Here is a 26,885-nt window from a genome sequence, read left to right on the forward strand (position 1 = left end):
TCGCGTGAAGAAAACGCGTCAAAATAGGAATCTGGAGCTTCGGTTCTGATGCTATCAGAGCCGAAGCTCTAGCGCCCTATTCCGCCATCTCGACGGGCGGCGGCGTCCCCGGCCCGGCCAGCGGCCGTTCTTCCATCAGGATCATGCAGAGCGTGGCGCCTGCCATCAGCGCGGCCGCAGCGCCGAATACGTAGCGGAACGCCGTGATCATGTCGGCGACGGGGATCGAATTCAGGGGACCGTGGTGTTCGCCGACCAGCGAAATGTCCGCCCCCAGCACCATCAGCAGGATCGCGGTGAAGGCTGCGACCGTGAACGACGACATCAGCGCGCGAAAGAAATTCATTGCACCGGTGACGGTGCCGATCTGCGGCCGCGCCACCGAATTCTGCAGCGAGACCACGCTGACCGGGAACGTCGTTCCGAGCCCGAGCGCGAAGATCGACAGCAGCACCAGCAATCCCCACAGCGGCAGCGTCGTGAGCGCCAGCGCGCATCCCGAGACCGCTGCCAGCGAAGTGCCGACGATCGCGACGCGCTTGTAATGTTTGGCGCGCGCCATGGTGCGTCCGGCGATCGCGGCGCCACAGGTCGAGATCGCGGCGAGCGGAATCAGCGCGAGGCCCGCCTCGCTGGCGCTGAGGTGATAGACCACCTCGTAATAGAGCGGCAGATTTACCGTCAGTCCGGTGATGGCGCCGAGCGCACAGCCGCCTGCGGCCATCGCGTAGGGCACCACAGTTCCGCCCATCAGCGGCAGCGGCAGGAACGGCTCGTCGGCCTTGCGCGCGTGCCAGACGAAGCTGAACGCCAGCGCGACTGAGGCGCCGATCATCGCGATGATGGTCGGCGACAGCCACAGATAACGATTGCCGCCCCAGGTCAGCACCAGCATGAACACGACCGCGGCCGCCATCAGCAAGACGCCGCCGAGCCAGTCGACCTTGCGCCGACGGTGGAACACCGGGATCTTGCCCATCTTCGGCAGCAGCAGCGCCAGCGCGCCGAGCGCGAGCGGCACGTTGATCCAGAAGATCATCGACCAGTGCAGATGTTCGGCGAACACCCCGCCGACGACCGGCCCGCCGATCCCGGCGGCGACCCACACGCCGCTGAAATAGGCCTGGTATTGGCCGCGTTCGCGTGGGCTCACCACGTCGGAGATCACGGTCTGCACGACAGGCATGATGCCGCCGCCGCCGAGGCCCTGCAGACCGCGCGCGAGGATCAGGATCGGCATGTTCGGCGCCAATGCGCACAGGATCGAGCCCGCGATGAACAGGCTGAGGGCGACAATGATCATGACGCGGCGGCCGTAGATGTCGCTCAGCGTGCCGAACACCGGCGCCACCGCGGTCGATGCCAAAAGGTACGCCGTGATCACCCAGGAGAGATTGGAAACGTCGCCGAACTGACGGCCAATGGTCGGCAGCGCGGTCGCGACAATGGTCTGGTCGAGCGCGGCCAGAAACATCGTCAGCATCAGGCTGATCAGGATGGTGCGGACCTCGTCCTGAGTCAGCGGCGCGCGCGGCGCAATCGGCGGCGCATCGCTGACATCGATGACCTCGGTCGTGATGTGCGAGAGTTCAGCCGAAATTTCGTCGGTTAACGTATCATGGTCGGCAGGTTGACCACGCTGCCGTTCGAACTTGTTCATTTGAGACGTAATATTTTTCTTCGCAGCTCAAAGCCGCCGAGATGGAATCGCTATATCGGCTGCACTTTAGAGCGCAAACTGCTCCGGCGGCAGGCACTTGCGCGCATGGGAGCATCCCGCGAGCGCAGCTTCGCAATCACGTGATCGATGGCTTGCGCAAAACGCTACGATTTCGGCCGCCTTTTGAACCCGCCCGCCTCATGAGCGCAGCTTCGCAATGGGCGCTGGAGCATGGGGTTGTTTTCGCGATTTGCTCTGGGCCGCGCTGCAAGTTCACACCGGCCGCTTCTTCAGCCGCGCCCGCTTCGGCAAGAGCGCCGGCCATTGCACGATGTGATCCTCGAGATCCTCGTCTGCAATCTCGTTCTCCGTTCCCTGCACCCGCCCGCGCACGGAAACGCCGGCCTCATGTACGGTATTGGGATCACCTGATAGCAGCGGGTGCCACCAGTAGAGGTCACGGCCCTCGGCGACCAGCTTGTAACCGCAGCTCGGCGGCAGCCAGTTCAGGGTGCGGACGTTTTCCGGGGTCAGCCGGACGCAGTCGGGAACCTTGGCGGAGCGGTTCGGGTAGTCCTTGCAGGCACAGGAGCCCGAATCGAGCAGCTTGCAGGAGACGTGGGTGAAATAGATCTTGCCGGTATCCTCGTCTTCGAGCTTTTCCAGGCAGCAGCGCGCGCAGCCGTCGCACAGGCTTTCCCATTCGGCGCTGGACATCTCTTCCAACGTCTTGGTTTTCCAGAAGAATCCCTCCTGGCCGGAAACGGGCTTGGGCGGTGCGGTCATAAATTCAGGGTTTTCCGGATCGGGGCGGTCTTGCGCCCTTCTAGGAGGTGCGGTGGCAGCCTTGCAAGCGAGACCGCTCCGGCCGGTATAAAAAGCCGGGGGCGGCGTTAGTCCTGACATCAAAATGGTGAGCCAGACCATTGGTTTATGGCCCCCGCTCGGATAGAACAACCGCGAGTCCCCAACGTGCTTGAAGGTCGCCTGGCGAGCCGTAAAAGCGCCTTGGGTTTGCCGCAACATCGAAGCAAGACGTCTCGATAGCGCCAAGCGTGCGCAGAGCGCCTACGAACCGACCAAGGGCCCCGGTGCGCCAGTTCATTCCAGCGCGATGGAAGACAAAGATCCAGCACGTCATGCTGGACCTCGACGCGCGCATCGACTCGACGCTGTTCTCATCCGGCAAGGGCGCGCGCGAACTCTATGAGCGCTTTTCGACCTTCATGGACCGCTTCTATGTCGGCGGCTGGAAGCGCTGGGTGTTCATCGAGCCGGCTTCGGAAGCCGCCACCATCGGTCTCGGCGGCCTGATCCTGATGCTGGCGCTCGCGGTGCCCGCGTTTCGCGAAACCGCCGACGATGACTGGCTGAAAAAATCCGACCTCGCGGTGTCGTTCCTCGACCGCTACGGCAATCCGATCGGCAACCGCGGCATCAAGCACAACGACTCGATCCCGCTCGAAGACTTTCCGGACAATCTGATCAAGGCGACGCTCGCCACCGAAGACCGCCGCTTCTACGACCATTTCGGCATCGACATCGCCGGCACCGCGCGCGCCCTCGTCACCAACGCGCAGGCCGGCGGCGTGCGCCAGGGCGGTTCGTCGATCTCCCAGCAGCTGGCGAAGAACCTGTTCCTGAACAACGAGCGCACCATCGAACGCAAGGTGAAGGAAGCCTTCCTTGCGATATGGCTGGAGACGCGGCTCACCAAAAACGAGATCCTGAAACTCTATCTCGACCGCGCCTATATGGGCGGCGGCACCTTCGGCGTTGACGGTGCGGCGCATTTCTATTTCAACAAGTCGGCGCGCGACGTCACGCTTGCCGAATCCGCGATGCTGGCCGGCCTGTTCAAGGCGCCGACCAAATACGCGCCGCACATCAACCTGCCCGCCGCCCGCGCCCGCGCCAACGTGGTGCTGGACAACCTCGTCGATGCCGGCTTCATGACCGAAGGCCAGGTGTTCGGTGCGCGGCGTAATCCGGCCGTCGCCGTCGACCGCCGCGACGAGAATTCGCCGAACTATTACCTCGACTGGGCGTTCGACGAGATGCGCAAGCTGGTCGACACGTTCCCGAAATCCTACACCGAGCGCGTCTTCGTGGTCCGCACCGCGATCGACATGACCGTGCAGCGCGCCGCGGAAGCAACCGTCGAGAACCAGCTCCGGCAGTTCGGCCGCGATTACCATGCGACCCAGGCAGCCCTCGCCGTCGCCGACCTCGATGGCGGTGTGCGCGCGATGGTCGGCGGACGCGACTATGGCGCCAGCCAGTTCAACCGCGCGACCGACGCGATGCGCCAACCCGGTTCGTCGTTCAAGCCCTATGTCTACGCCACCGCGCTGATGAACGGCTACAAGCCGTCCTCGATCGTGGTCGACGGCCCGGTCTGCATCGGCAACTGGTGTCCGCAGAACTACAGCCACTCCTATTCGGGACCGATGACGCTGACGCAGGCGATCACGCGTTCGATCAACGTCATTCCGGTAAAACTCTCGATTGCGCTCGGCGGCAAGTCGCCGAACCCGGCCAAGGCCGGCCGCGTCAAGATCACCGAAGTGGCGCGCAGGTTCGGCATCAAGGCGCCGCTGCCCGATACGCCGTCGATGCCGATCGGCTCCGATGAAGTCAACGTGCTCGAGCATGCGGTGGCCTATGCGACCTTCCCGAACAAGGGCAAGGCGCCGATCCCGCATGCGGTGCTGGAAGTGCGCACCGGCGCCGGCGATCTGGTCTGGCGCTTCGATCGCGACGGCAAGAAGCAGATCCAGGCCATTCCCGTCAACGTCGCCGCCGAGATGTCGGAAATGATGAGCCACGTCGTGAGCGAAGGCACGGCACGGCGCGCGATCATCGACGGTATTCCGACCGCCGGCAAGACCGGCACCACCAACGCCTATCGCGACGCCTGGTTTGTCGGCTTCACCGGAAACTTCACCTGCGCGGTCTGGTACGGCAACGACGACTATTCCCCGACCAACCGCATGACCGGCGGCTCGCTGCCGGCGCAGACCTGGCGCGAGGTCATGGTGGTCGCTCACCAGGGCGTCGAGATCAAGGAAGTGCCGGGCATCGGCATGGGCACGAAACTGCCGCAGGCCGCCCAGGCCGCCAACGTCGCCGCCAATGGCGCGCCGAAGATCCTCGACACCAAGCCGGGCCCGCCGCCGGTGCTGACCAAGCGCGGCGCCGACATTCTGGTGCGCGTCGAGAAGCTGCTCGACGAGGCCGGCAAGACCGCAGGCAAGACGTCGGCCAGCGAACCGGCCAAGCCGGGCAAGTCGACATCGTCGAGCGCGCTGGCCTTCCCCGACAATTACGTCGCAGCCGCCGGCGACCCGGCTCCGCCGGCGCAGCGGAAGAACTAGTGCGGTGATTTTGCGGAGCACTGGCCTGTGCGGCTGATCTTCATCACGTTGCTCGCGTTGGCGCTCGCCACCGTCGTCGGTCTGGGCTCGACCTATATGACGGCGACGCGCGGCACTGATCTTGGCACGCTCACGATCGGTTCGTGGACGGCGCGGCCCAAGAGCGGCACCGCCGAAGTCGATCCCTATTCACGCGCCTCGATCGCACGCAGCGGTGAACTGCCGATCGGCACCGGCGACGGCATCGCCTTCTCGGCTACGTCAGACGACAAGAAGAAGCCGCTCGACGGACGCTGCGACGTGGTGGTCAGCGGCGTGACGCCCGCGGCGCGGTTCTGGACGCTGACGCTGTTCGACCGCAAGGGACATCTGGTGGCGAATTCATTGCAGCGCTATGGCTTCACCAGCCAGGAAATCATCCGCGGCTCCGACGGGGCGTTCGAGATCCGCATCGCCTCGCGCTCGCGCGCCGGAAACTGGCTGCCGACCGGCGGGATCGAGCGTTACGCGCTGATGCTTCGGTTGTACGATACGCCGGTCGGGGTCGCGACGCGGACGCAGCGCGACGCGCCGATGCCCTCCATCACCACGGTGGGCTGCCCATGATCCGGCTCTTGTTCACGATCATCGCAGGCGTGCTGCTCGGCGGCGTGGTCCATCTCGTCAGCGTGCTGGCGCTGCCGCGCATCGCAACCCAGGACGCCTATTCGCGGCTGACGCCGATGACCAGGACCAACGCCGTGACACCGCTCGCGCTCGCCGACCCCAACAACGCGCCGATGCCGTTCATGGATCCCGCGTTCGCGGTCGCGATCTGCCGCTACGATTTGTCAGGCGGCCCGCTCAAGCTCACGGTGCCGGTCAGCCAAGCCTATACGTCGGTGTCGTTCTACACCCGCAACGAGGTTGCTTACTACGCCATCAACGACCGCTCCGCCGGGCGCAAAGTCATCGAACTCGACCTGATGACCGAGGAGCAACACGGCCAGTTGCCAGAGGATGAGGAAGTCACCGCCGCCGACCGGCTGATCATCGACTCCCCGACCATCACCGGGTTGATCGTGCTGAAGGCGTTGGCGCCGGAGCCCGGCCTGATGCCGCAGGCCCAGGCTTCGCTGGCGGCCTCGCGCTGCACGCTGCAGACCGAAATCCCGCCGCCCAAGCAGCCGGAACCGCCGCCACCCGCACCCGCCCCGGCGCCCGCGCCGAAGGGCAAGCGATAGCAGCCGCGCACCACGCGAGCGGTTAGTGCTGCCCGCAGCGGCAGTGCTCGTAATCAACGGGATCATGGCTGTTGAAGATCGTCACGGCATGGCCGTGGCTTGCCTTCAGCGACCGCAATCGCTCCTGATTTTCGATGCGTAGCGCGCGGTCCATGTCGGCGCGGCGCTGAAACAGGCCGAGCACCAGCGGCATTTTCGGCTTTGCCTGGATCTGGCCGTGGAAGAAATAGGCGTCGCCGGCGTGCAGCAGCCATTTGTCTTTGGTGCGCACGGCGATGCCGCAATGGCCGAGCGTATGGCCGGGCAGCGGGATCATCAGGATGTCGGGTTCGCGATCGCCGAGCGCGCGCACGCCCTTGAAGCCGAACCAGTCCTCGCCGCCCTCGCCATACAGCACCCATTCCGGACCATGCTTCCATTGATCTCTGACGTAGCGGCCCTTCGGCGCGGGGACGCGACGGAGCACCGCCATGTCGAGTTCGCGGCGATGGACATGCACCTTGGCATTCGGGAAATCCGGGATGCCTCCGGCGTGATCGCGATCGAGATGCGTCAGCAGCAGGTGCCGTACATCATCCGGCGAATAGCCGAGCGCCTTGACCTGCCGAACGGCGGTTTCGGCAGGATCGAGCCGCGGTGTCGTCTGCCGCACCCACTTGCGCCCCAGCCGCGGCGGGTTGGCAATGTCATCGAGCCCGATGCCGGTATCGACCAGCGCAAGCCCGTCATGGGTCTCGACCAACAGGCAGTGACAGACCATTCGCGCCCGCCGGAACATGCTGCCGGTGCCATTCACGAACCGCTGGCCGATCGGGCACATGGTGCCGGTGTTGATGTGGTGGACGCGCATCGCAAGCTCCTTCGCTGAAAGTCAGGCGCCCTCGTTGCCATTTCTCCGTTCATAGGTAAAATATTGATATCTGATAGTATCAATAGGATACAGCTATGGATATCCGCGAGCTGCGCTACTTCACGGCCGTGTTCAGCGAACGTAACCTGACGGCGGCGGCGAAGCGTTGCTTCATCTCGCAACCCTCGATCTCCGCGGCGATCACCAACCTCGAAGCCGAGCTCGGCACCACGCTGTTCATCCGGCACAAGAAGGGCGTCGCACCGACCGCGTCGGCCGAACAATTCCACGCCGTCGCCCGCCGCATCATCGACGACGCGGACGCCGCGAAGAACCTGTTCCGCAAGCCGTCGACGCGGCGGCAACTGACACTCGGCCTGATGCGCACGCTCGACATGCCGCGAACGATCGCCTTGCTGAAGCCGCTGACCGGGACCGCCGATGTCGCGCTTCGCCTCGTCGGCATCAAGGACGCCGCGGACGCGCGGATCATTTCGAAAAACATCATCAATGCCGACGAGCATTTCATTCCGCTGTGGGTCGAACGCTACGTTGCCGCCCTGCCGCCGTCGCACCCGCTCACGCTGAAGGAGCGGCTTCGCACGTCGGACCTTGCCGGCGTCGCAATGATCGATCGCTGCCATTGCGAGCAGAGCGAATTTTTCGGCCGAGCCGCCTCACCGTCGCGCCAGCCCGCGGCGATTGCCGAATCCGAGGACTGGACGATGGCGCTGGTCGCGGCCGGCGTCGGCATCGCCATCGTTCCGGAGGGCGTCGCGCGCGCCAATCCCGATGTCGCCGTGCGCGAGATCGATGTCGACGTGAAGCGCCAGGTTGGCCTTGCCTATAGCGCCGCGCGGCCGCCGTCAGAGGTGCTGCAGAATTTTATCGCGAGGTTGCAGAGCGGGCGCCCGAAAGCCGGCCGCGCCAAATCGGCCGGCAAGGCGCGCTGATGGATCAGCCCTTCACCGTGACCGCACGCCCGATCACGGGGTTGGCGGCGACCGGCGGATTGGCGGTTTGGGCGGCGAGTTCGCCGATCAGGCGGTCGGCATCGGCCGCGATGGTGTCGGGCGCCTGGATCACCAGCCGCTCCAGCGCCCAGCGATAGGACGCGATCCTCCGCTCCAGGCACTGCTGCACCCATTGCACGATCAGCGTGTTCTCTTCCATGCGGGCGACCGCGTCGGCCTGTTCGCGCGGTGACAGCTCCGAGACCATCCTCAGGCTGGCACTGCGCTTGCGGTCGAGTTCGATCACGCGGATGGCGGAGGCAAAGAACGGCTCAAACCGCGTGATGTCGTTGCGCACGTCCTCGATCAATTGCTGATAGCGCGAGGTATGCGCGCGGTGCGGCTCGTCGATCAAGGCGCGCCCATAGGTGGTGCGATCGAACACGACCTTCTGCCGCCAGGGCGAGGGCAGCGGCTGGTAATCGCCGAACACGCTCTTCCAGGCTGGCCGCGAAAGCGGCGGCTCGATCAGGGGATAGGCGAGATCGCGAAGCTGGCGCTCGTTTTCGGTGAGCTGGAATTGCGACGGCTTGAGCCCGACGCTGCCGGTCGCTTCCGCGCCCAGCCAGCGATGCATATCGTCGTTGCGGAAATCGGCGCGGGTGCGGCCGAAATCGCCGCCGCTGCAGCCGCCGAGGGCCGAGCCAATCAGGATGAGTATAAGAGCCGGGAGTGACCGAACCCCGGCGGTCCGGATCGGGTGGCGCAGCTCCGGCATTTCAAATGTCCGTTGTCAGGGGCGCCGACGGCGACGGCGGCTGGGAGCGGTACCTTCTTCCGGTCCGCGTCCGCCGCTCTCGTCGGTTGGACGCTCGATCCGGATAACCGGAAGGATCAGTACGGTCCCCATGCCCTCGCGTGAAGCGCCATCCAGGGCGGGCCGCCGCGAAGCTGCATCCGCCGGAAATTCAATGATGGTGCCCATGTTCCGTTCTCTCTCATTGCCGCACAGACATGATTTGGCCGGCGACATGCGATCATTCAGAACAGAACGTGGTTAACGGCATCTTAATCGCCGCTTGGGGGCCAGCCACCGGATCGGCCGCTGTGGTTTATGTAACACCCGCAAAATCCCGGCATTCTTTCAGGGGTTGTTTTCCTTAACCAACTCTTAAAGTGCCCCGCGTAGGCTCAGCCAAGGGATTTCCAAGTCGCGTATACCTCACATGACCGCAGCACCATTATTTCCGGGCTTCGACGGGCTGATGTCGCTCTCGCGCCGCGAGGGCGTCGATATCCGCCCTACCTTGCTGCGCGTGCTGACCGACCTTTATGTCCAGGCCAGCGCGCATTCCGCCGACGAGGAACGGCAGTTCGTCGAGTTAACTTCACGGCTGATCGACCAGGTCGACGACGCCACCCGCGCGGCCGTGCGGGCCCGGCTTGCCATCTATCCGGCGACCCCCCTCGAGATCATGAACAAGCTCGGATTGCGGCGCGCCCATCCCGGCCAGACGGTGCCGCTCGCGCCTTCGATTGCCAAAGCCCCGCCCGAAGCGCCCCCCCGGGTTCCGACCGAAGCGGAACTGCGAATGGCTTCCAGCCTGGCGATGCGGCCCAACGATGCCGCCGAAATCAGCGACATGTTCTTTGCGGCCAATGCCAGCGAACGCGCGCAGATCCTGCACAATCTCAACGAGACGCCGCTGAAGGCCTCGGCGCGGATTCCGGCGGCGCGCGCCAAGCGTGCGATCGAGACGCTGGAGATGGCCGCGTTTGCCGAGGACGCCGACAGTTTCGCGCTGGAGATCGGCGAGGCGCTGATCCTGCCGGCGCGGATCGCCACCCAGGTGGTGAATGACCCCGGCGGCGAGCCGCTGGCCTGTGCGGCCCGTGCGCTCGACATGCCGAGCGCGGCGTTCCAGCGGATATTGATGTTCCTCAATCCCGAATCCGGCGTCTCCGTGCACCATGTCTACCGGCTGTCGCGGCTCTACGACCGGCTGACCGAACGCTCCGCGCTGGTGATGCTGGCGGCGTGGCGCGGTTCGACCATGGCGGTCACGCGCGCCAAATACCGCGCCGCGCTCTACGACGACGAGCGCAACCGCGCCCGCTCCGCCGCATCCCAGACACGGCCTGCCGTACAGCCCGGAAGCGCACCAATCGTGCGCACCGGCACCGACGGATCGGGGCGGTAGACGACGGCATAGCGATCCGGTGGGCCCGGACACAAAATCTCGAAAACAAACCCATGCAAGGTAGAAGGGGCCGGTTTCAGGCCTTCGCCAGATCGAGAAAATGCCGCCCTGCCCGATCTTCGGTCTCGACGATCCAGGTGTCGGGATCGAACTTGATTTCCTTGGCAAGGCGTTCTTCCACCGATTGCTCAGGCACCGGCTGCGGCGACGCCGGCACGAACAGGCGCTCGGTCGGCCGGCTCTCGTCATAGACGGTCTGCGGCGCCGGCCCGTACAGCATGGCGTTGCCGTCGAGGTGGGCCACCTTGACGAAAACAGCACCGGCTTCCTCCGCGCCGCGCCGGCGCACGGCGCCGAATACGCCTTCGGTTTGGCAACGGCGCAGATAGGCCGCCACCCAAATACTCGATTTCAATCGCATGGGTTCGACGATAGGCCAGCGTCCAGGCCGGCGCCAGAGGCCATGGCCAGGCGCGTTCCCTTGCGCACGCAGTCGGCAGCGTTTGTCAAAGCCGGAACGGTTTCCACGTCGCGGTTCCCGACCAGTCATGGATCCACGGTAACTCCGGCCCATGCCGCACGTGAGCGCGCACAAGATCGTGAGCAGCCACGCAAGAATCTTGACTCGGTCGGTCGACCGAATTATGGTGACCCGCGATCGCACCAGGGAGATTTCATCGTGGCGCGCGCAGCGGCCAAGAAAATCGAGAAAAAGGCAGAGACCAGCACCACGCTGCTCGAAGCCGCCAAGAAAGTGTTGCGCCAGAACGGCTACGCGGGCTTGTCGACCCGCGACGTCGCGGCGGCTGCCGGCGTTCCGTTGAGCCAGATCCATTATCATTTCGGATCCAAGCAAGGGATGGTGCTGGCGCTGTTCGAGTACTTGAACGCGCAGCTTTTGGATCGCCAGAACGCCATGTTCGGCGACACCCGTCTCAAACTGTCGGAGCAATGGGACCGGGCCTGCGATTATCTCGATGACGACATCGCCTCCGGCTATGTGCGCGTGCTGCAGGAACTGATTGCTGCGAGCTGGTCCGACCCGGCGGTCGCGCAGGTCGTTCGCACCGCGATCATGGGATGGGTCGATCTCATCGTCGGCGCGGCACGCAAGGCTGAACGCGAATTCGGCGGCCTCGGCCCGCTGACGCCCGAGGAGGTCGGAGCTTTTGCTGCCAACGCGTTCATCGGCGCAGAAAGCCTCTATCTGCTTGGTTTCGAGAAGAAAGGCTCGCCGATACGCCAGTCCTTGCGACGGGTCGGTGATCTCGTTCGCAGCGTCGAAGGTGCAGCCAATCGATGAGGTGACGCGATGCGTGCGAAATTGCCCGACGAAAGTGGTTCTATCGATCGCGACGGCGTCAGGATCTACTACGAGATCTACGGCAATGGCCCGGAAACCATGCTGTTCGTGCCGCCCTGGTGCATCGTCCATTCGCGGATCTACAAGGCGCAATTGCCGTATTTCAGCGAACGCTTCCGCTGCATCACCTATGACGGCCGCGGCAACGGCAAGTCGGACCGCCCTGAGGACGTGACGAGCTATTCGCTGGACAATTACGTGGCCGATCTGCTTGCCGTCATGGACGCCACCGGCGCGGGCAAGGCAATTCTCGTTGGCCTGTCGTTTGGCGGCATGCTCGCCAGCGTGCTGGCCGCGCATCACCCTGATCGTGTGAAGGCCGCGATCCTGGTCGGGACGGTAGCGAGCATCGGACCCGCCAACTATCCCCATTTGGCGAACAAGCATTTCGATGCCAAACAGGAGCGGTTCGACGGCTGGAATAAATTCAACCGCGCGCACTGGCTGGCGGATTACCCCGACTTCGCCGAACACTTTATCCGAAACATCCATTCCGAACCGCACTCGACCAAGCAGATCGAGGACGGCATCGGCTGGGCGGGCGAGACCAGCGGTCCCGTGTTGATCAACACCGTCGACGCACGGATGATCCCGCCACGCTTCGATGTCAGCGAAGCGATGTATCGCAAGATCCGCTGTCCTGTGCTGCTCATTCACGGCGACAACGACCAGATCCAGCGCCATGCACGCGCGAGATCGCTGGCCGAGGTGATGAATGCGGAGCTGGTGACCATTCCGGGCGGCGGTCACAACCCGCTCGGCCGCATTCCCGCAAAGACCAACACCCTGATTGTCGATTTCCTCGCTCGCAGGCTCGCCATCGCCGCCCCCGCAACGCGAGCGAACCGGACGACGCGGAAAGCCAAGCGCGCACTCTATCTCTCCTCGCCGATCGGCCTCGGGCATGGACGGCGCGATATCGCCATCGCGCGCGAGCTACGCAAGCTGCATCCGGATCTGGAGGTCGATTGGCTGGCGCAGGATCCGGTGACGCGCCTGCTGGAGGCCAACGGCGAACGGGTCCATCCGCTGAGTGCGCGGCTGGCCAGCGAGTCCAGGCATATCGAGATGGAGTCGGGCGAGCACGACCTGCATTGTTTCCAGGCCCTCCGCAACATGGACGAGGTGCTGATCGCGAACTTCATGACTTTCCAGGATGCCGTCGACGAGGGAGGCTACGATCTCGTCATCGCCGACGAGGCCTGGGACATCGATCATTACTGGCACGAGCACCCGGAGCTGAAGAAAGCGGGGCTCGCCTGGTTCACCGACTTCGTCGGCTATGTGCCGATGCCGTCGGGCGGCGAGCATGAGGCGTTTCTGACCACCGACTACAACGCCGAAATGATCGAACACATCGAGCGGCATCCCGGCGTGCGCGACCGCGCCATTTTCGTCGGAAGCCTAGAGGACATCGTCCCGTTGTCGTTCGGCAAGGACCTGCCGGCGATGCGCGACTGGGTGCCGCGGCATTTCGATTTCGCCGGCTACATCATCGGTGAACACCCGCATATTTTCGGCAGCCGCGCGGAGCTGCGCGAGCGCCTCGGCTACCGGCCGGACGAGCGCGTCTGCATCGTCACGGTCGGCGGATCCGCCGTCGGCACCCACCTGATCAAACGCATCCTGCAGAGCTATCCGATAGCGCGGGCCAGGCTGCCCGAGTTGCGTATGATCGTGGTGGCGGGCCCGCGGATCGATCCGGCCTCGCTCGGCGCGCCAGAGGGTGTCGAGGTGCGCGCCTTCGTACCCGACCTCGACCGTCATCTCGCCGCATGCGATCTCGCGCTCGTGCAGGGCGGCCTAACCACCTGCATGGAGTTGACCGCCGCCGGAACGCCGTTCCTCTACTTTCCGCTCCAGAACCACTTCGAGCAGAATTTCCACGTCGCGCATCGTCTCGATCGCTATGGCGCCGGCACGCGCATGGCATTCGCGACGTCGACGCCGGACATGATCGCTGAAGCGATGGTTGGTGCATTGCGCGCGCCGGCCAAATTCAAATCCGTCGAAGCTGACGGTGCGGTCCGTGCCGCCCGCATGCTGGCGGATCTGTTCTAACCGAGATCAATTGTCAGTGGAGGTAGCTATGTCGAGCGTTAATCAAGCGACCCGGATTGATGAAGGCAAACTCAACGCATTCGTCGGCCAGATGCTGGGCGACCTCGGGGGCGCGTCCAGCGTCGCCATGGTACGGATGGGCGATGCGCTAGGATTGTACAAGGCGCTACACACCAATGGGCCGATGACCTCAGCCGAACTCGCCAGCACCGCGAAGGTCGATCCGCGATACCTTCGCGAGTGGCTGTCCAATCAGGCGAGTTCCAACTACCTGTCCTACGACCCTGCCTCGGCGAAATTCGCGCTGCCGCCCGAGCAGGCGATGGTGTTCGCTATTCCCGACAGCCCTGTTTATCTGATGGGCGGCTTCGATCTGATGGCGGCGATGCTCGATAACCAGCCGAAAGTTCAGGCCGCGTTCAAGTCCGGTGGCGGTGTCGCCTGGGGCGATCAGGCCGGCTGCATGTTCTGCGCGGTGGCCCGCTTCTTCCGGCCCGGCTATCACAACAACATCGTATCGACGTGGCTTCCTGCTCTCGGAGGTGACGTGATGAAGAAGTTGGAAGCCGGCGCTGAGGTCGCGGACGTCGGCTGCGGCCACGGTTGGTCGACGGTCCTGATGGCCAAGGCTTTTCCCAAGTCCCGGTTCGTCGGCTACGACTTCCATCCCGGTTCGATTGCGGATGCAAAGGCGCATGCCGAAACCCACGGCGTTTCCGCCAACACGCGCTTCGAGGTCGGCCTCGCCAAGGACTATCCCGGCAAGGACTACGATCTCGTGACCTGTTTCGACTGCTTGCACGACATGGGCGACCCGGCGGGAGCCGCCGCCCACATCCGCCAATCCCTGAAGGACGATGGAACATGGATGATCTGCGAGCCGATAGCCGGCGATCGTCTCGAGCAGAACCTCAACCCGGTCGGGCGCTTGTACTATGCCGCATCGACAATGATCTGCGTGCCGACCTCGCTCTCGCAGGAAGTCGGCACGGCGCTGGGCGCGCAGGCCGGCGAAGCACGGCTCCGCGAAATCATTCTGAAGGGTGGTTTTAAGAGCGTGCGTCGTGCCACCGAGACGCCGTTCAACATGATCCTCGAGGCAAGGCCTTAGTATCCAGCATGGCGGCTGCAAGCCTGGCAAAGTTCACCGGCCGCAAGAATCCTTGCGGCCGACATACGGCGGGTTGACCGTCGCGCGGACCAACCATATTCTGAAGCCTGCGGTGCAAGCCGCGCCCGGGTCCGCGGGAAGGGTCGAACCCACTTGCAGCTTCCAAGCAGCACCTAGAGCCTTTGTGCAGCAGCCGGTATTGCGGACCATCGGCGATCCATGCACGGAGGTTTCCAATGGAACGATCGCCTGATCGACTAAATCTCGACCATCTCAAGAAGCAAGCCAAGGATCTCATCCGTCTCTACCGGCAGCGTGATGGCGACGCTTTTGCCCGGTTTCGCCGTGCCCTTCCGGCAGCCGCGGGGCAGAGCGACGATCAGATCGCTTCCTTGAATCTCCGGCTCCATGACGCTCAATCATGCGTGGCGCGCGACTACGGCTTCGCTTCCTGGCAGGACCTGAGACGTTATCTGGAAGCGCAATCGGCCATCGGCAGCGAGCGCGAGGAACGTGTCCTGCGCTGGCTCCAACTGGTTTATGCCGGCGACATCAATGGCACGGCAAATCGCGCCAATCCGCGCATTGCCATCAGGATGCTGGCCGAAAACCCCGATCTCGTCTCGGGCAACCCCTATCTGGCATGTGCGATCGGCGCGGAAGATGCGTTGCGACAGGCGACGCAGCAAGACCCGGCTTGGGTCAACCGTCCGGGTGGACCGCTACGCTTGCCACCGCTTGTCGCCATCACGCATTCCAGCCTGTTGTCCGTTCCGGAATTCCGCGCGCGTCTGCATCGCTGTGCCCGTTTGCTGCTGGGCGCAGGCGCCGATCCCAATCAGCGCATCGGCAACCGTTGGCCGCCGGCATCGGTCAGCGAACCTGACGACGGCAATCCCTTGTCGGCGCTGTATGGCGCCGCCGGGACGAACCATGACCCCGAGCTCACGAAACTGTTGCTCGACGCCGGCGCTGATCCCAATGACGGCGAGTCCCTCTATCACTCGCTGGAGACGTTTGCATGTACCCGCCTGCTGCTCGAGCGTGGCGCGCATGTCGCGGGCAGCAACGCGATCTACCATGCACTCGACTTCGACAATGTCGCCGCACTTGAACTGCTGCTTCAGCACGGCGGCGATCCAAATGAGCCCGCGCGCAATTCACCCTTGACCGACTGGGGTTCGCCACTGCTGTGGGCGATCCGCCGGCGGCGATCCCGCCGGTGTATCGAGACGTTGCTGGACGCAGGCGCAAACCCGTTGGCAGCGACGCCTGATGGCGTCAGCGCCTACAGGCTCGCCTTGCAGTTTGGCCTTCGCGAAGTCGCCGATCTCTTGCGCGCGAGCGCTGCGCACGAGCCCATTCCGGATGAGGAAGCGTTCATTGCGGCCTGCGCCTGCGGCGATGAGGCCGAGGCCCGGCGCATCCTCGCCAGGCGGCCCGACCTTCCCGAAACGCTGCCAGCCTCGCAGTTGCGGTTGCTGCCCGATCTTGCCGCCGAGGGCAACGATGTGGGGGTAAGGCTGATGGTCAGGCTCGGCTGGCCGATCGCGGTGCGCGGCGGCGACTGGAATGCGTCAGCACTCAATCTGGCGGTGTTTCGTGGCGACGCCGAATTGACCCGGTTCCTGCTCGAACATGGGGCAGACTGGACCGAGCAACATGGCTTCGGCGACAATGCCTGTGGTTCGCTTTCCTGGGCCTCTTGCAACGAGCCGGTCGAAGGCGGTGACTGGTCGGGCTGCGCGCGCGCCCTGCTCGACCATGGCATGCCGCGCGCGAAGCCGGATCATGACGGCTCGGAATGGATTTTGATCGACGGGCGGAGAAAACGATTCTCCGACGAGGTCACCGAGATCCTGCTGGATGGGTCGTAAGGCCCAGCTTACTCGATCGGACGGCCGGTCATTGCGGTGAGCTCTTTCACCAGTCGGTCGGACATCTGTCCGGTCACCGGCAGCTTGCGGTCGCGCTCGAATTTCGTGATCGCCGCCTGCGTGTCGGCACCGACGGCGCCGGTCGGCTTCAACTGGCCGTAGCCGTATTCGGTTAGCGCGCGCTGCACTGACGCCACGCGACGCGCGCCCGCGGATTGCGCGGGGGCCGGAATCGGCGCCGGCGGCCTCACGACATGGGCTGTCGTTGCCGGAGCGGACCCGGCCGGCTTGGCCGCCGGAAGGGCAATGCTGGAAGCTGCAGCGGGAGCCGAACCGGTCGATCTGACCACCAGATTGGTCATGGGGTCAGTGCTTTTGGGGTCAGCGGATTTGGGATCCACGTTCCTGCTCTCGGCGGGCTTGGCCTCGACGGGTTTCGGTTCCGGAGGCTCGGCGGAACGCACCGCGAGTTCAACCGGGCGCGGACGGGGCAGCGGATTCGCAACCGCGGGCACCGGCAACGTCACGACCGAACCGAACATCGGCGACGGATGACGACCGGCCTGCAGAAACAAGGCGTTGGTGAGGATGGCGCCGATGGCGGCAATGGCCAGCGCGCCGGCCAGCATGTCCTTCGGACTGTGCAGGAGCATGCGCATCACAAATCCACGCTCTTCTTCCGCGTCGACTGCAACCGCTTTCGCGCCACGGCGGCGGCGCGGCATCTCGTCGTCCTCGATCGTTCGCTTAGGCACTTTTCTTCACCTGATGGGCTTGGTCTTGTAATCCTGATCGCAGCGCCGGCTTCAGCGTCGCGACATTGCTCGAAGGTGCTTGGCTCGAAGGTACCGGGCTCGAAGGCGAATTCAATTCCACCGCCGACGGCGCGAAGGCAAGCGGCAAGACCACGGTTACCGTGGTTCCCTCATCGACCTTGCTCTGCACATTCACCTCGCCATGGTGCAATCCGACCAGGCCCTTCACGATCGACAGCCCGAGGCCGGTGCCTTCGTGCTTGCGCTGATAGGTCTTGCCGGCCTGGAAGAACGGATCGCCGATCCGCTTGAGATCGTCGGGTGCGATGCCGACCCCGGTGTCGGTAACGCGAAGCATCAGGCGCGAGCCTTCGACCGCAGCCGCGACCGTGACATTGCCGCCGCGCTCGGTGAACTTGACGGCGTTGGCGACCAGATTCAGCACGATCTGTTTGAAGGCGCGTGGATCGCCCGTCATCATGGGCAGATCTTCCGGCGCACGGCTGACGAGATCGACGCCGTTTTCGCGCGCTTTCAGGGCCAGCAGGTTGCAGCAATGCAGCAACGCGGCGCGCGGCGCGAATGGCTCGGGCGAAATCTCGAAATTGCCGGACTCCATCTTCGACATGTCGAGAATGCCGTTGACGACCGATAACAGATGCTGCCCGGAATCGTTGATCAGCTGCGCATATTCCTTGCGGCGCGCCGCGTCGATCATCAGCACATCTTCCTGAACGATCATCTCGGAGAACCCGATGATGGCGTTGAGCGGCGTGCGCAGTTCATGGCTCATGGTGGCGAGGAATCGCGTCTTGGACGCATCCGCCCGTTCGGCGGCGGTACGCGCCAACTCCAGCGCCTGCTCCTGCACCTTGCGGTCGGTGACGTCGCGCATCACGGCGACGACTTCGGCCTCGGGCGAGGCGTGCTCGAGCGGCCGGCAGCGCATCTCCACCCAGATGAAATCGGAGTTGCTCTGGCCGCGGGCGACATCGCGCCGCAGCCGGAACTCGACGCTGCGCGCCTCGCCGCCACGCGCGGCGTCCGACAATGCGGTCAGATAGGCCGGGCGATCGGCCACATGGACGCGGTCGAACAGGCCGTGGCCTGCAAGCCGCGTGACTGAAGCGCCCAACATGGTTTCCGCGGCGGGCGAAATGAACTGCACCGCGCCGTTGCGGCTGTGGCGCGAAATCACGTCGCTCATGTTGAGCGCCAGCAGGCGGTAGCGGTCTTCCTCGACACTGAGCAGCGCGACGCTGGTACGCGCCAGCGATTCCGAGCCAAAGGCGAGACCGACGGCATAGAGCGTCGCCGCTGCTATTCCAACCGCCATCAGGACGCTACGCAACGCCGCGTTCGGCTCCACCACCGGCAACAGGTCGAAATGCCCGAGGGCAATCAATAGCGCGGCGCAGGACAACGCCAGCGCCGAGGCAAACGCGACGACGCGGCGCGAGGCCGAGAGCGCGGCCTCAAGCGGAACCACGACCAGCCCGACCGCGGCAAAGGACTCAATGCCTCCGGTCGTCGCGGCGACCATCATGACGAGACCGGCCAGCGCCAGCGACGACAGAATATGCGCGCCGTCGTAACGACCGGTGCGCGACAGGAACCATGACAGCAGGATGGGTGCGATCAGCCAGGCAAAAGCCGCAACCTCGATGGCCGTGGGCGCACCGCGCATCGCCAGGTAGACCGGGAATGCCGCAAAGGCGGCGAGGCTGCCGAGCAGCCGCGGCGCCATAAAGGCGCGATGCCGCGCGCGCGTCAGCGCATCATATCGTGCGGACGGATGCAGCAGCGCATCGAGACAATCGCGGATGATACTCAAAACACTCACGGCTTTTGCGCTTCGGCTTGTTCGTCTGGCAGGTTGGCTTTGCAGACGCGCCGGAACGCCCCCTTTATCTTTGGCCCACCGTGTCAGAGCGAACTTAAGCGAACGCTAAGGCACGGCGGCCGGGCGGCAAACACCGTGCATTCGCGGAGCTTTAACCCGTTACGGAACGCTCATTCGACGCGGATGGTGAACGACAGGTTTCCGGCGCAATCAATCTATGGTTTCGAAATGGTGGACGGCCCGGCACGCCCACTTTTTTGTGTTCGCGAATATCAATCGAAAATTTACGTCGAATCAAATCATTGGAATTTTCAGCGAATTTTCGGCGAATTTACTTCAATGCAAACACTTGCGATTTATCGACGGCTGATAGTCAGGAGTAAACCTGCGGACATAACCGCAACAGGACCAAAAGAAACGACCGGGGTCGCGAGATGTTCTTTCTGCTTCGCATGGTGTTCTGGCTCGGACTGGTGCTCGTGCTGCTGCCCAGAGAAAAGACGCCTGAATCGGACAAGCTGCCGCAGATCGGCGCCTCCGAAGCCGTATCGGCCGCGACCGCGGCCGTCTCCGACATGGGGCAGTTCTGCAAGCGCCAGCCGGCGGCCTGTGAAGTCGGCGGCCAGGCCGCGACCGTGATCGGCCAGCGCGCGCAGGACGGCGCGCGCAAGCTGTATCAGATCATCACCGACAAGCCCGATAAGTCCGATAAGCCCGACAAGAAAGCCCCCGACCACACCGGCTCGATCGACGGCCCGGGCGGCGACGAAGCCACATTGGCGGCCACCGCGCCGCGCGATACGCTCACGCAAGAGGATCTCGCAGCCGAGTGGCGCGGCACGTCTGTGCATTGACGGAATAATGGCTGGAAAATAGGCCCGGAACCGGTTCCATTTTCGTCGCTTTCGCTCGACCCGCATCCTATATAGACGGTGGAGCAGGGTCTGATTGCATCAGACCCGGGCTCCAACCTTTTTAACGCGTTTTCTTGACGCGAACCGTTACCCACTTCGCTCGAAAACGCTATGCGCATGGAACACGGGCCACGATGACGATCGACGAGATCAGGGAAAATTTTGAGCTGCTGGACGAGTGGGACGACCGCTACCGGTACGTCATCGAACTCGGCCGCACGCTGGCGCCGATGCCGGAAGCCGAGCATTCAGCGGCCAACAAGGTCAACGGCTGCGCCAGCCAGGTCTGGCTCGCAAAGCAGCTCGACCGCAGCGGCGACAGCGAACCGCGCCTGAATTACCTCGGCGACAGCGATGCCCACATCGTACGCGGCCTGATCGCGATCCTGCTGACGCTCTATTCCGGGCACACGCCGCAGCAGATCCTGTCGATGGATGCGATTGCCCTGTTCGACGAACTCGGATTTCGCGAGCATCTGACGCCGCAGCGTTCCAACGGCCTGCGCTCGATGGTCGAGCGCATCCGCTCCGATGCGCGCGAGGCGCTTGCCACCGCTTCCTGACGCGTTTTCTTTACGCGAACCGGTATCCACTTCGCTCGAAAACGCTTTGCTATTTCCGCTTCCGCGCCTGCTGGCCGAGGCCCATCTTCTTGGCGAGCTGCGAACGGGCCACCGCATAATTCGGCGCGACCATCGGATAGTCGGGCGGAAGGCCCCATTTGTCGCGATATTGCTCCGGCGTCATGTTGTATTGCGTGCGCAAATGGCGCTTCAGCGACTTGAAGCGCTTGCCGTCCTCGAGACAGATCAGATACTCCGGGGTCATCGATTTCTTGACGGACACGGCCGGCTTTGCCGGTTCGAGCGCCGTCTCGATCCGGCCGGTCGATACCCGCAGCAGCGCGGCGTGAACCTGGCTGATCAGGTTCGGGATTTCAGAAGCCTGCGTCGGATTGTTGCTGAGATAGGCCGATACGATGTTGGCGGTCAGTTCGACGGGCGTCTTGCCGGCGGAATCGGTCATGGCTCAACCTTCCTGGGAATCGCAAACGCGATCCTGGGATCGCGAACGCGCGAGCGCGTAGGGTGCTGAAAGTATCCGGACGCGCCTATACGCAAAGGGAATTTATTACGACTTGGCGAATATGAACGAATTACCGGGAATCTGACAAGAACTACGGCGTTTTATTTTCACGCCGGCTTGCTGGCCAAGTATTGTGCCCTTCAGGGCCGCTGATCGAGGTGCGTACGCAGCTCGTCGATGGAAGCAAAGCGCATCATGCCCTCGGGCATCTGGGCCTCGATCGATCCGTCCGAATAGAGCGAATAGGCCATGCCGTCGACGACGCCCGATTTCAGCACCGTTACGGCCGGCTGTTGGTCATTACGCGGCGGGGCGCCGTTTGGTTCGTCGAATGCCGGGGGTGTCCGGGCCGCGCGACGCGGCGGCGGGGTCTCGCCAGGCCGCGATCGCTCCGGTTTCGGCCAGGCATCGTCGAACGATGGCGGTTGCGTTTCGGCGGGGACTGGCGGCGGCGGCGCGGCTAGCGGATTAGGGCGAAGATCCGGCGACAACAGATCCGGCGGCAGCGGCTCGCTGGTCCTCGCCTGCGCACGCTCGCGCTCCTTTCGCGACGTCGAGGAAAACAACAGATTGCGCTTTGGCTTGGGCGCAGCCTCGGCCGGCTCGGATTCCGTCGGCAGGTCGCCACGCGGGCGCTCGCGTGTGGCGGCCTCACCCTGCCATGGCGGCGGAGACGGCGACGCGGCAGCAGGTGCGGCGGGCTCGCCGCCGGCACTCTCGGCGGTCTCCAGCTTGAATGGAACAGCGCCGTCGCCTGAACCAGCCTCCGGTAACATACCCGGTGGAAGCACCGGCCGTACCACGGCCTCGCCGCGCGGCCGGGATACGCCAGCACCGAGCTGCCACGCGATGTTCTTCAGTTCCCGCACTGCCACCCCGAGCCCGAGCATGATCGTGCCCGTGCAAAACCCGGTCACGCCGGAGAGGATCAGCGTGTTGCCGGTGCTGAACTCGTTGATCGTGATTCCGTAGCCAATCGCCAGCAGGCCCGCCAAAACAAGGCCGGTTCCCGCGACCAACATGCCAACCATCATCGAACTAACCCCCCGGCTGCGCCCGAAATGCTCGCAAACCGCCTATGCCACGATACCGTCATAATGTGCGCATCGCCAACCAGCAATTCTGCACAGGGTTCCTCAAAAAACGGTTCCTCAAAAATCCCCTGAATAATCCCTTGGCAGCGGAAGCCTTCCCTCTGCAAAATTCAGGCGCCGATCGCGGCATTCAGCTGCCATTCAGACGCCTCCCGTATATCTACGGCCTACTAATTACCGCCAATTTGTTGCATTGCATCAGGGAATTAGACCACAATTCTCAATTACTTGAAAATGGAACTGCGCTATATGGATGCCGGGGAAAGAGGCTCAAAAGCGCAAACGCTGGGCCAAAGGGGACACCGGGTTAGCCAATAGCCATGTCAGCCATCACGACATCTGCCGTCGATACGCCCGAGCGGCGCTCGATGGAGCGGACTTGGGACGACCTAGCCATGGTCGTGCTGGCCGCTGTCACCCTGGTCGCAGGTTTGACCTTCCGTGATTACGGACTGGGCTGGGACGATTACACCCACGCCGAATATGCCGAGCTGTTGCTGCGCATGTACGGTTCCGGTTTCAAGGATGTCGGCGCGCTGTCGTTCGCCAATCTCTATATGTACGGCGGCGGCTTCGACATGGCGGCGGCACTGCTGCACAAGGTCATCCCGCTCGAACTGTTCGAAACGCGCCGCCTGCTCGGCGCCGTCGTCGGCGTCATCGGACTTGCCGTGACGTGGCGGCTCGCGCGGCGCGTCGGCGGTCCGCTGGCCGGGCTCGCGACGCTGTTGCTGCTGGCGCTGTGCCCGACCTTCTACGGCCACATGTTCATGAACCCGAAGGACGCGCCATTCGCGGTCTCGATGGTGATCCTGATCCTGGGTCTGGTCCGCCTCGCCGAGGAATATCCCTCGCCCTCGCCGCGAACCATCCTGATCGTCGGATTTGGTGCCGGCCTTGCCATCGGCTGCCGCATTCTCGGCGGGCTGGCGCTGGTCTACGCCATGGTCGGTTTCGTGCCCTTGCTGATCGAGGAATATCGTACGCAAGGCGCGCGCGAGGCCGCGCATCGCTTCGGCCATGTGGTTTACGTGCTGCTGCCGGGCCTCGTGTTCGGCTACCTGCTGATGGGCCTGGTATGGCCATGGGCGATCATGGAGCCGGACCATCCGTTCAAGGCGCTGACCTATTTCTCGCATTTCTTCGAAAAGCCCTGGAAGGAAATGTTCGACGGCGCGCTGGTGTCGGTGCCGGACATGCCGTGGTCGTATCTGCCGACGCTGTTCGCGCTGCAGCTCCCCGAAGTGCTGCTGGCGCTGTTGTTCGCCGGCATCATCGGCACCTTCATGTCGCTGTCGCGCACCGACGTGCCGGCCCGGCGCAAGACCATTATGTTGATGCTCACGATGGCGGCGACGCTGCCGCTGGTGATCGCGATGGTGAAGCGGCCCGCGCTCTACAACGGCATCCGGCATTTCGTGTTCGTGATCCCGCCAATGGCGGTGCTGGCCGGCGTCGCCTTCGGCCGGGGCATGACCTGGCTGAAGGAAAACCGCCGCAGCTGGCAACCCGCAGCCCTTGCGGCGTTTGCGTTCGGGCTGTTGCTGCCGCTCAGCGAAATGATCCGCCTGCATCCTTACGAATACACCCACTTCAACCACATCGCCGGCACGGTCCGCTCCGCCGACAATTTCTTCATGCTGGACTATTGGGGCCTGGCGCTGAAGCAGGCTTCCGACGGCCTGCGCGAGGAACTGGTCGAGCGACAGGAAGTCGCGCCGAGCGGGCGCAAGTGGAAGGTTGCGGTGTGCGGCCCGCAACGTCCGGCGCAAGTCGCGCTCGGTCCGGATTTCACCATCGGCTGGGACAGCAACGCCGCCGACTTCGCGATGACGCTGGGCGAATTCTATTGCAAGGGCCTCACCGCGCCGGTGATGGTGGAAATCAAGCGCGACGACGTCGTGTTCGCGCGCGTCTACGATATTCGCGGCCGCGCCATTTCCTCCCTGCTGGCCATTCCGGCGCCGTAGCCCTTATCACGAGCACAATGGCATAACAGCCAGCTCCTGGCCGCGCCTTGCTGTGGTGCGGGCGCAGGGCTAGGCTCGCCCGCGAAAACCAGCATTGCACGGGAGAAACCGGACATGTCGCCAGCCGAAGCTCGCCTCAAGGAAGTACCGTCCGGCATGACCGATGCCGAGTGGAACCAGCGCGTCGATCTCGCCGCCGCCTATCGGCTGGTCGCGCTCTATGGCTGGGACGATCTCGTCGACACCCACATTTCCGCACGGGTACCCGGACCGGAGCATCACTTCCTGATCAATCCTTACGGCCTGATGTTCGACGAGATCACCGCCTCGAGCCTGGTCAAGGTCGACCTCAACGGCAACCAGCTCACCCAGAGCGACTACAGCATCAACCCGGCCGGCTTCACCATCCATTCGGCGATCCACGAGGTCCGCGAGGACGCCGGCTGCGTGCTGCATCTGCACACGCCCGACGGCACGGCGGTGGCGAGCTGCATGGAAGGCCTGCTGCCGATGAACCAGACCGCGCAACTGGTCACCCATGACCTCGCCTATCACGACTACGAAGGCATCGCGCTGGACCATGACGAGCGTCCGCGGCTGCAAAAGGACCTCGGCAACAAGAACCACATGCTGCTGCGCAATCACGGCACGCTCACGGTCGGCCGCTCGGTCGCCTCCGCCTTCGAGCGCATGTACCATCTGGAGCGGGCCTGCACGATGCAGGTGCGCACCCGCATGCTCGGGCCATCAGCCTATCCGGTCGAACAGGCCGTGGTCTACAAGAACGCGCAACTGTTCAGCAATCCTGATCGTGCCGAAATGCGCTCGACCAACCTGGTGTGGCCACCGCTCCTGCGCAAGCTCGATCGCATCGACCCGAGCTACCGGACCTGACGCCCGCAAGCGGGCGAACAGTGCGAAAGGTTCAGCAACGTGACTATTCTGGTGACCGGCAGTTCCGGCCATCTCGGCGAGGCACTGGTCCGCACCCTGCATGCTGATCGGCGTGAAGTCCTCGGCATCGACGTTCTTCCCGGCGCGTTCACGCAGCTCGTGGGCACGATCACCGACCGCGACTTTGTGCGACAATGCATGAAGGGCGTCACGGCCGTGCTGCACACCGCGACGCTGCACAAGCCGCATGTGGCGACCCACAGCCGCCAGGACTTTGTCGACGTCAACGTCACGGGCACGCTCAATTTGCTCGAGGAAGCCGCCGCGGCCGGCGTCACGGCGTTCGTCTATACCAGCACCACGAGCGTGTTCGGTGACGCGCTGGTGCCGCCACCGGGCGAGCCGGCCGCCTGGGTGACGGAAGAAATCATCCCGGTGCCGAAAAACATCTACGGCGTCACCAAGGCGGCCGCCGAGGACCTGTGCCAGCTGTTTGCGCGCAACCATTCGCTCGGCGCAATCGTTCTGCGCACCTCGCGTTTCTTTCCCGAGGAAGACGACAACCGCGCCGTCCGCGAGGGCCATGCCGACGCCAACGTCAAGGCCAACGAACTTCTCCATCGCCGCGTCGATCTCGAGGACGTGGTCAGCGCGCATCTGCTGGCCATCCGCCACGCACCATCAGCAGGTTTCGCGAAATACATCATCAGTGCCACGACGCCGTTCTCGCGCGATGATGCCGCGGAATTGCGCAGCGATTTGCCGCTTGTGCTGCGCCGTTACGTGCCCGCCTTTGAGGCGGCATATGCACGCCGCGGCTGGACGATGGCTTCCGGCATCGACCGGGTTTACGTCAACGCCAGGGCGCGCGCCGAACTCGGCTGGCAACCGCGCCATGATTTCCGCACCCTGCTGGCGCGGCTGCGAACCGGTGACGACATCCGCAGCCCGCTCGCGCGTGAGGTCGGCAGCAAGGGCTATCACGACCTCGTCTTCCGCGACGGGCCATACCCGCTGGAGTAAGGGCCCGCGCCGGTATTCGCCCGGGTTAGCGGAATTGAAAATTCAGAAAATTGCGTGTACGTTGCCTCCAACGACCTCTGCACTACCGAATCAAAACGCCGCCCAATTCCGGGCGGCGTTTTTATTTTGGGGCGCCCGCCCTACGCGGCTTCCTATTCAAATTTCAAACAGCCAAGCATCGTGGTCGCAGACCTGCGATCTCGCGACGCGTTGCGCCCGAGCTTTGCCAGACATTCCTTGCCCCCAAATGTAGAGGGCGCAGGGAAGACCGGGTGCGCGCTGCACCCGCGGTCTCGCGTGCGGTTTGCACAAAACAAAATGCACACGAGCATACAGGGCAGCGGTGAACACCCGGCCTTCCCTGCGCAATGGCTTTACGGCTTATGCCGCGCTCTCCCCGGAGACGAGTTCTTGGTTGACTCCGTCGCTGCCGTTTCCGCTTGCGCTTCTCCGACAGCTTGACGCCGGCAACGGGCGCCAGGACCACACGGTTTTACCGTACGCCTGCCCACGCCGTCGTCAGACGTGAACCAGCGTCCACCGCAACCCGCCCAACGTCCGTGACGACGGCCGACGCCCTTCTGAGTAGGGCGGGATGGGCAAACATATGCACCTGATTTGCCATTCTGG

At 64.0% G+C, this 26,885-nt stretch carries 24 protein-coding genes; 14 read left to right on the forward strand and 10 right to left on the reverse strand.

Going from position 1 to position 26,885, the window contains the following annotated elements; all coding sequences use genetic code 11:
- Positions 1-76 precede the first annotated feature (76 nt).
- Together JQ629_RS10210 and JQ629_RS10215 are read right to left on the reverse strand one after the other, a co-directional pair.
- Positions 77-1,660, reverse strand: a complete 1,584-nt coding sequence (locus JQ629_RS10210; protein ID WP_212412541.1) for an MDR family MFS transporter — start codon at positions 1,658-1,660, stop codon at positions 77-79.
- 273 nt (positions 1,661-1,933) lie between these two features.
- Positions 1,934-2,446, reverse strand: coding sequence for a YcgN family cysteine cluster protein (locus tag JQ629_RS10215; protein ID WP_212412542.1), 513 nt, complete (start codon positions 2,444-2,446; stop codon positions 1,934-1,936).
- Positions 2,447-2,751: 305 nt separating this feature from the next.
- Here JQ629_RS10215 and JQ629_RS10220 point away from each other — a divergent pair, with 305 nt between their 5' ends.
- Genes JQ629_RS10220 through JQ629_RS10230 form a run of 3 tightly spaced genes read left to right on the forward strand, consistent with a single transcriptional unit; the run spans position 2,752 to position 6,260 of the window.
- Positions 2,752-5,037, forward strand: coding sequence for a transglycosylase domain-containing protein (locus JQ629_RS10220; protein WP_212412543.1), 2,286 nt, complete (start codon positions 2,752-2,754; stop codon positions 5,035-5,037).
- Between the two features lie 27 nt (positions 5,038-5,064).
- Positions 5,065-5,643, forward strand: a complete 579-nt coding sequence (locus JQ629_RS10225; RefSeq protein WP_212265392.1) for a DUF1214 domain-containing protein — start codon at positions 5,065-5,067, stop codon at positions 5,641-5,643.
- Positions 5,640-6,260, forward strand: coding sequence for a DUF1254 domain-containing protein (locus JQ629_RS10230; RefSeq protein ID WP_212412544.1), 621 nt, complete (start codon positions 5,640-5,642; stop codon positions 6,258-6,260). Before JQ629_RS10225 ends, JQ629_RS10230 begins: the two co-directional genes overlap by 4 nt.
- A gap of 22 nt (positions 6,261-6,282) precedes the next feature.
- On the opposite strand, the gene JQ629_RS10235 is transcribed toward JQ629_RS10230, so the two are convergent.
- A complete protein-coding gene (locus tag JQ629_RS10235; protein WP_212412545.1) occupies positions 6,283-7,110 on the reverse strand; it encodes an MBL fold metallo-hydrolase in 828 nt (275 codons plus the stop codon).
- Between the two features lie 95 nt (positions 7,111-7,205).
- On the opposite strand from JQ629_RS10235, the gene JQ629_RS10240 reads away from it, so the two are divergent.
- Complete coding sequence (locus JQ629_RS10240; RefSeq protein ID WP_212412546.1) at positions 7,206-8,063, forward strand: LysR family transcriptional regulator; 858 nt, start codon at positions 7,206-7,208, stop codon at positions 8,061-8,063.
- Positions 8,064-8,067: 4 nt separating this feature from the next.
- Here JQ629_RS10240 and JQ629_RS10245 read toward each other — a convergent pair whose 3' ends face one another.
- Both JQ629_RS10245 and JQ629_RS37045 read right to left on the reverse strand, forming a co-directional pair.
- Positions 8,068-8,841, reverse strand: coding sequence for a hypothetical protein (locus tag JQ629_RS10245; protein WP_212412547.1), 774 nt, complete (start codon positions 8,839-8,841; stop codon positions 8,068-8,070).
- Positions 8,842-8,856: 15 nt separating this feature from the next.
- Entirely contained in the window at positions 8,857-9,048 is a 192-nt protein-coding gene (locus JQ629_RS37045; protein ID WP_249134947.1) for a hypothetical protein, read from the reverse strand.
- A 241-nt stretch (positions 9,049-9,289) separates the two neighbouring features.
- Between JQ629_RS37045 and JQ629_RS10250 the strand changes: the two genes are divergently transcribed.
- The gene (locus JQ629_RS10250; RefSeq protein WP_212265397.1) at positions 9,290-10,264 is read left to right on the forward strand and encodes a DUF2336 domain-containing protein; all 975 of its coding nucleotides are present in this window, start codon (positions 9,290-9,292) and stop codon (positions 10,262-10,264) included.
- Positions 10,265-10,340: 76 nt separating this feature from the next.
- On the opposite strand, the gene JQ629_RS10255 is transcribed toward JQ629_RS10250, so the two are convergent.
- Positions 10,341-10,685: a DUF1491 family protein gene (locus JQ629_RS10255; RefSeq protein WP_212033272.1), complete on the reverse strand. Its 345-nt coding sequence runs from the start codon at positions 10,683-10,685 to the stop codon at positions 10,341-10,343.
- A gap of 258 nt (positions 10,686-10,943) precedes the next feature.
- On the opposite strand from JQ629_RS10255, the gene JQ629_RS10260 reads away from it, so the two are divergent.
- From JQ629_RS10260 to JQ629_RS10275, 4 genes are all read left to right on the forward strand, one after another.
- Entirely contained in the window at positions 10,944-11,567 is a 624-nt protein-coding gene (locus tag JQ629_RS10260; protein WP_212265399.1) for a TetR/AcrR family transcriptional regulator, read from the forward strand.
- A gap of 9 nt (positions 11,568-11,576) precedes the next feature.
- Positions 11,577-13,688: an alpha/beta hydrolase gene (locus JQ629_RS10265; protein ID WP_212412548.1), complete on the forward strand. Its 2,112-nt coding sequence runs from the start codon at positions 11,577-11,579 to the stop codon at positions 13,686-13,688.
- Positions 13,689-13,716: 28 nt separating this feature from the next.
- Positions 13,717-14,799, forward strand: coding sequence for a class I SAM-dependent methyltransferase (locus JQ629_RS10270; RefSeq protein WP_212412549.1), 1,083 nt, complete (start codon positions 13,717-13,719; stop codon positions 14,797-14,799).
- A 236-nt stretch (positions 14,800-15,035) separates the two neighbouring features.
- Entirely contained in the window at positions 15,036-16,676 is a 1,641-nt protein-coding gene (locus JQ629_RS10275) for an ankyrin repeat domain-containing protein (protein ID WP_212412550.1), read from the forward strand.
- Positions 16,677-16,684: 8 nt separating this feature from the next.
- On the opposite strand, the gene JQ629_RS10280 is transcribed toward JQ629_RS10275, so the two are convergent.
- Positions 16,685-17,431, reverse strand: coding sequence for a peptidoglycan-binding domain-containing protein (locus JQ629_RS10280; protein ID WP_212412551.1), 747 nt, complete (start codon positions 17,429-17,431; stop codon positions 16,685-16,687).
- Complete coding sequence (locus JQ629_RS10285) at positions 17,424-19,274, reverse strand: PAS domain-containing sensor histidine kinase (RefSeq protein ID WP_212412552.1); 1,851 nt, start codon at positions 19,272-19,274, stop codon at positions 17,424-17,426. The genes JQ629_RS10280 and JQ629_RS10285 overlap by 8 nt, the downstream gene beginning before the upstream one ends.
- 434 nt (positions 19,275-19,708) lie before the next feature.
- On the opposite strand from JQ629_RS10285, the gene JQ629_RS10290 reads away from it, so the two are divergent.
- Together JQ629_RS10290 and JQ629_RS10295 are read left to right on the forward strand one after the other, a co-directional pair.
- Positions 19,709-20,128, forward strand: a complete 420-nt coding sequence (locus JQ629_RS10290; RefSeq protein WP_212412553.1) for a DUF5330 domain-containing protein — start codon at positions 19,709-19,711, stop codon at positions 20,126-20,128.
- Positions 20,129-20,322: 194 nt separating this feature from the next.
- On the forward strand, positions 20,323-20,751 hold the full coding sequence (locus JQ629_RS10295; RefSeq protein WP_212033280.1) for a SufE family protein: 429 nt from the start codon (positions 20,323-20,325) through the stop codon (positions 20,749-20,751).
- Positions 20,752-20,800: 49 nt separating this feature from the next.
- Here JQ629_RS10295 and JQ629_RS10300 read toward each other — a convergent pair whose 3' ends face one another.
- Positions 20,801-21,214: a Ros/MucR family transcriptional regulator gene (locus JQ629_RS10300; RefSeq protein ID WP_212033281.1), complete on the reverse strand. Its 414-nt coding sequence runs from the start codon at positions 21,212-21,214 to the stop codon at positions 20,801-20,803.
- 200 nt (positions 21,215-21,414) lie between these two features.
- Entirely contained in the window at positions 21,415-22,296 is an 882-nt protein-coding gene (locus JQ629_RS10305; protein WP_349631245.1) for a DUF308 domain-containing protein, read from the reverse strand.
- Positions 22,297-22,688: 392 nt separating this feature from the next.
- On the opposite strand from JQ629_RS10305, the gene JQ629_RS10310 reads away from it, so the two are divergent.
- From JQ629_RS10310 to JQ629_RS10320, 3 genes are all read left to right on the forward strand, one after another.
- Positions 22,689-24,338 carry a glycosyltransferase family 39 protein gene (locus JQ629_RS10310; RefSeq protein WP_212265409.1) on the forward strand — a complete coding sequence of 550 codons (1,650 nt, stop codon included), beginning with the start codon at positions 22,689-22,691 and terminating at the stop codon, positions 24,336-24,338.
- Positions 24,339-24,452: 114 nt separating this feature from the next.
- Positions 24,453-25,232: a class II aldolase/adducin family protein gene (locus JQ629_RS10315; protein ID WP_212412556.1), complete on the forward strand. Its 780-nt coding sequence runs from the start codon at positions 24,453-24,455 to the stop codon at positions 25,230-25,232.
- A 39-nt stretch (positions 25,233-25,271) separates the two neighbouring features.
- Complete coding sequence (locus JQ629_RS10320; protein ID WP_212412557.1) at positions 25,272-26,255, forward strand: NAD-dependent epimerase/dehydratase family protein; 984 nt, start codon at positions 25,272-25,274, stop codon at positions 26,253-26,255.
- Positions 26,256-26,885 lie beyond the last annotated feature (630 nt).

The sequence above is a fragment of the Bradyrhizobium sp. AUGA SZCCT0222 genome, from assembly GCF_018130205.1.
Taxonomy (GTDB): Bacteria; Pseudomonadota; Alphaproteobacteria; order Rhizobiales; family Xanthobacteraceae; genus Bradyrhizobium.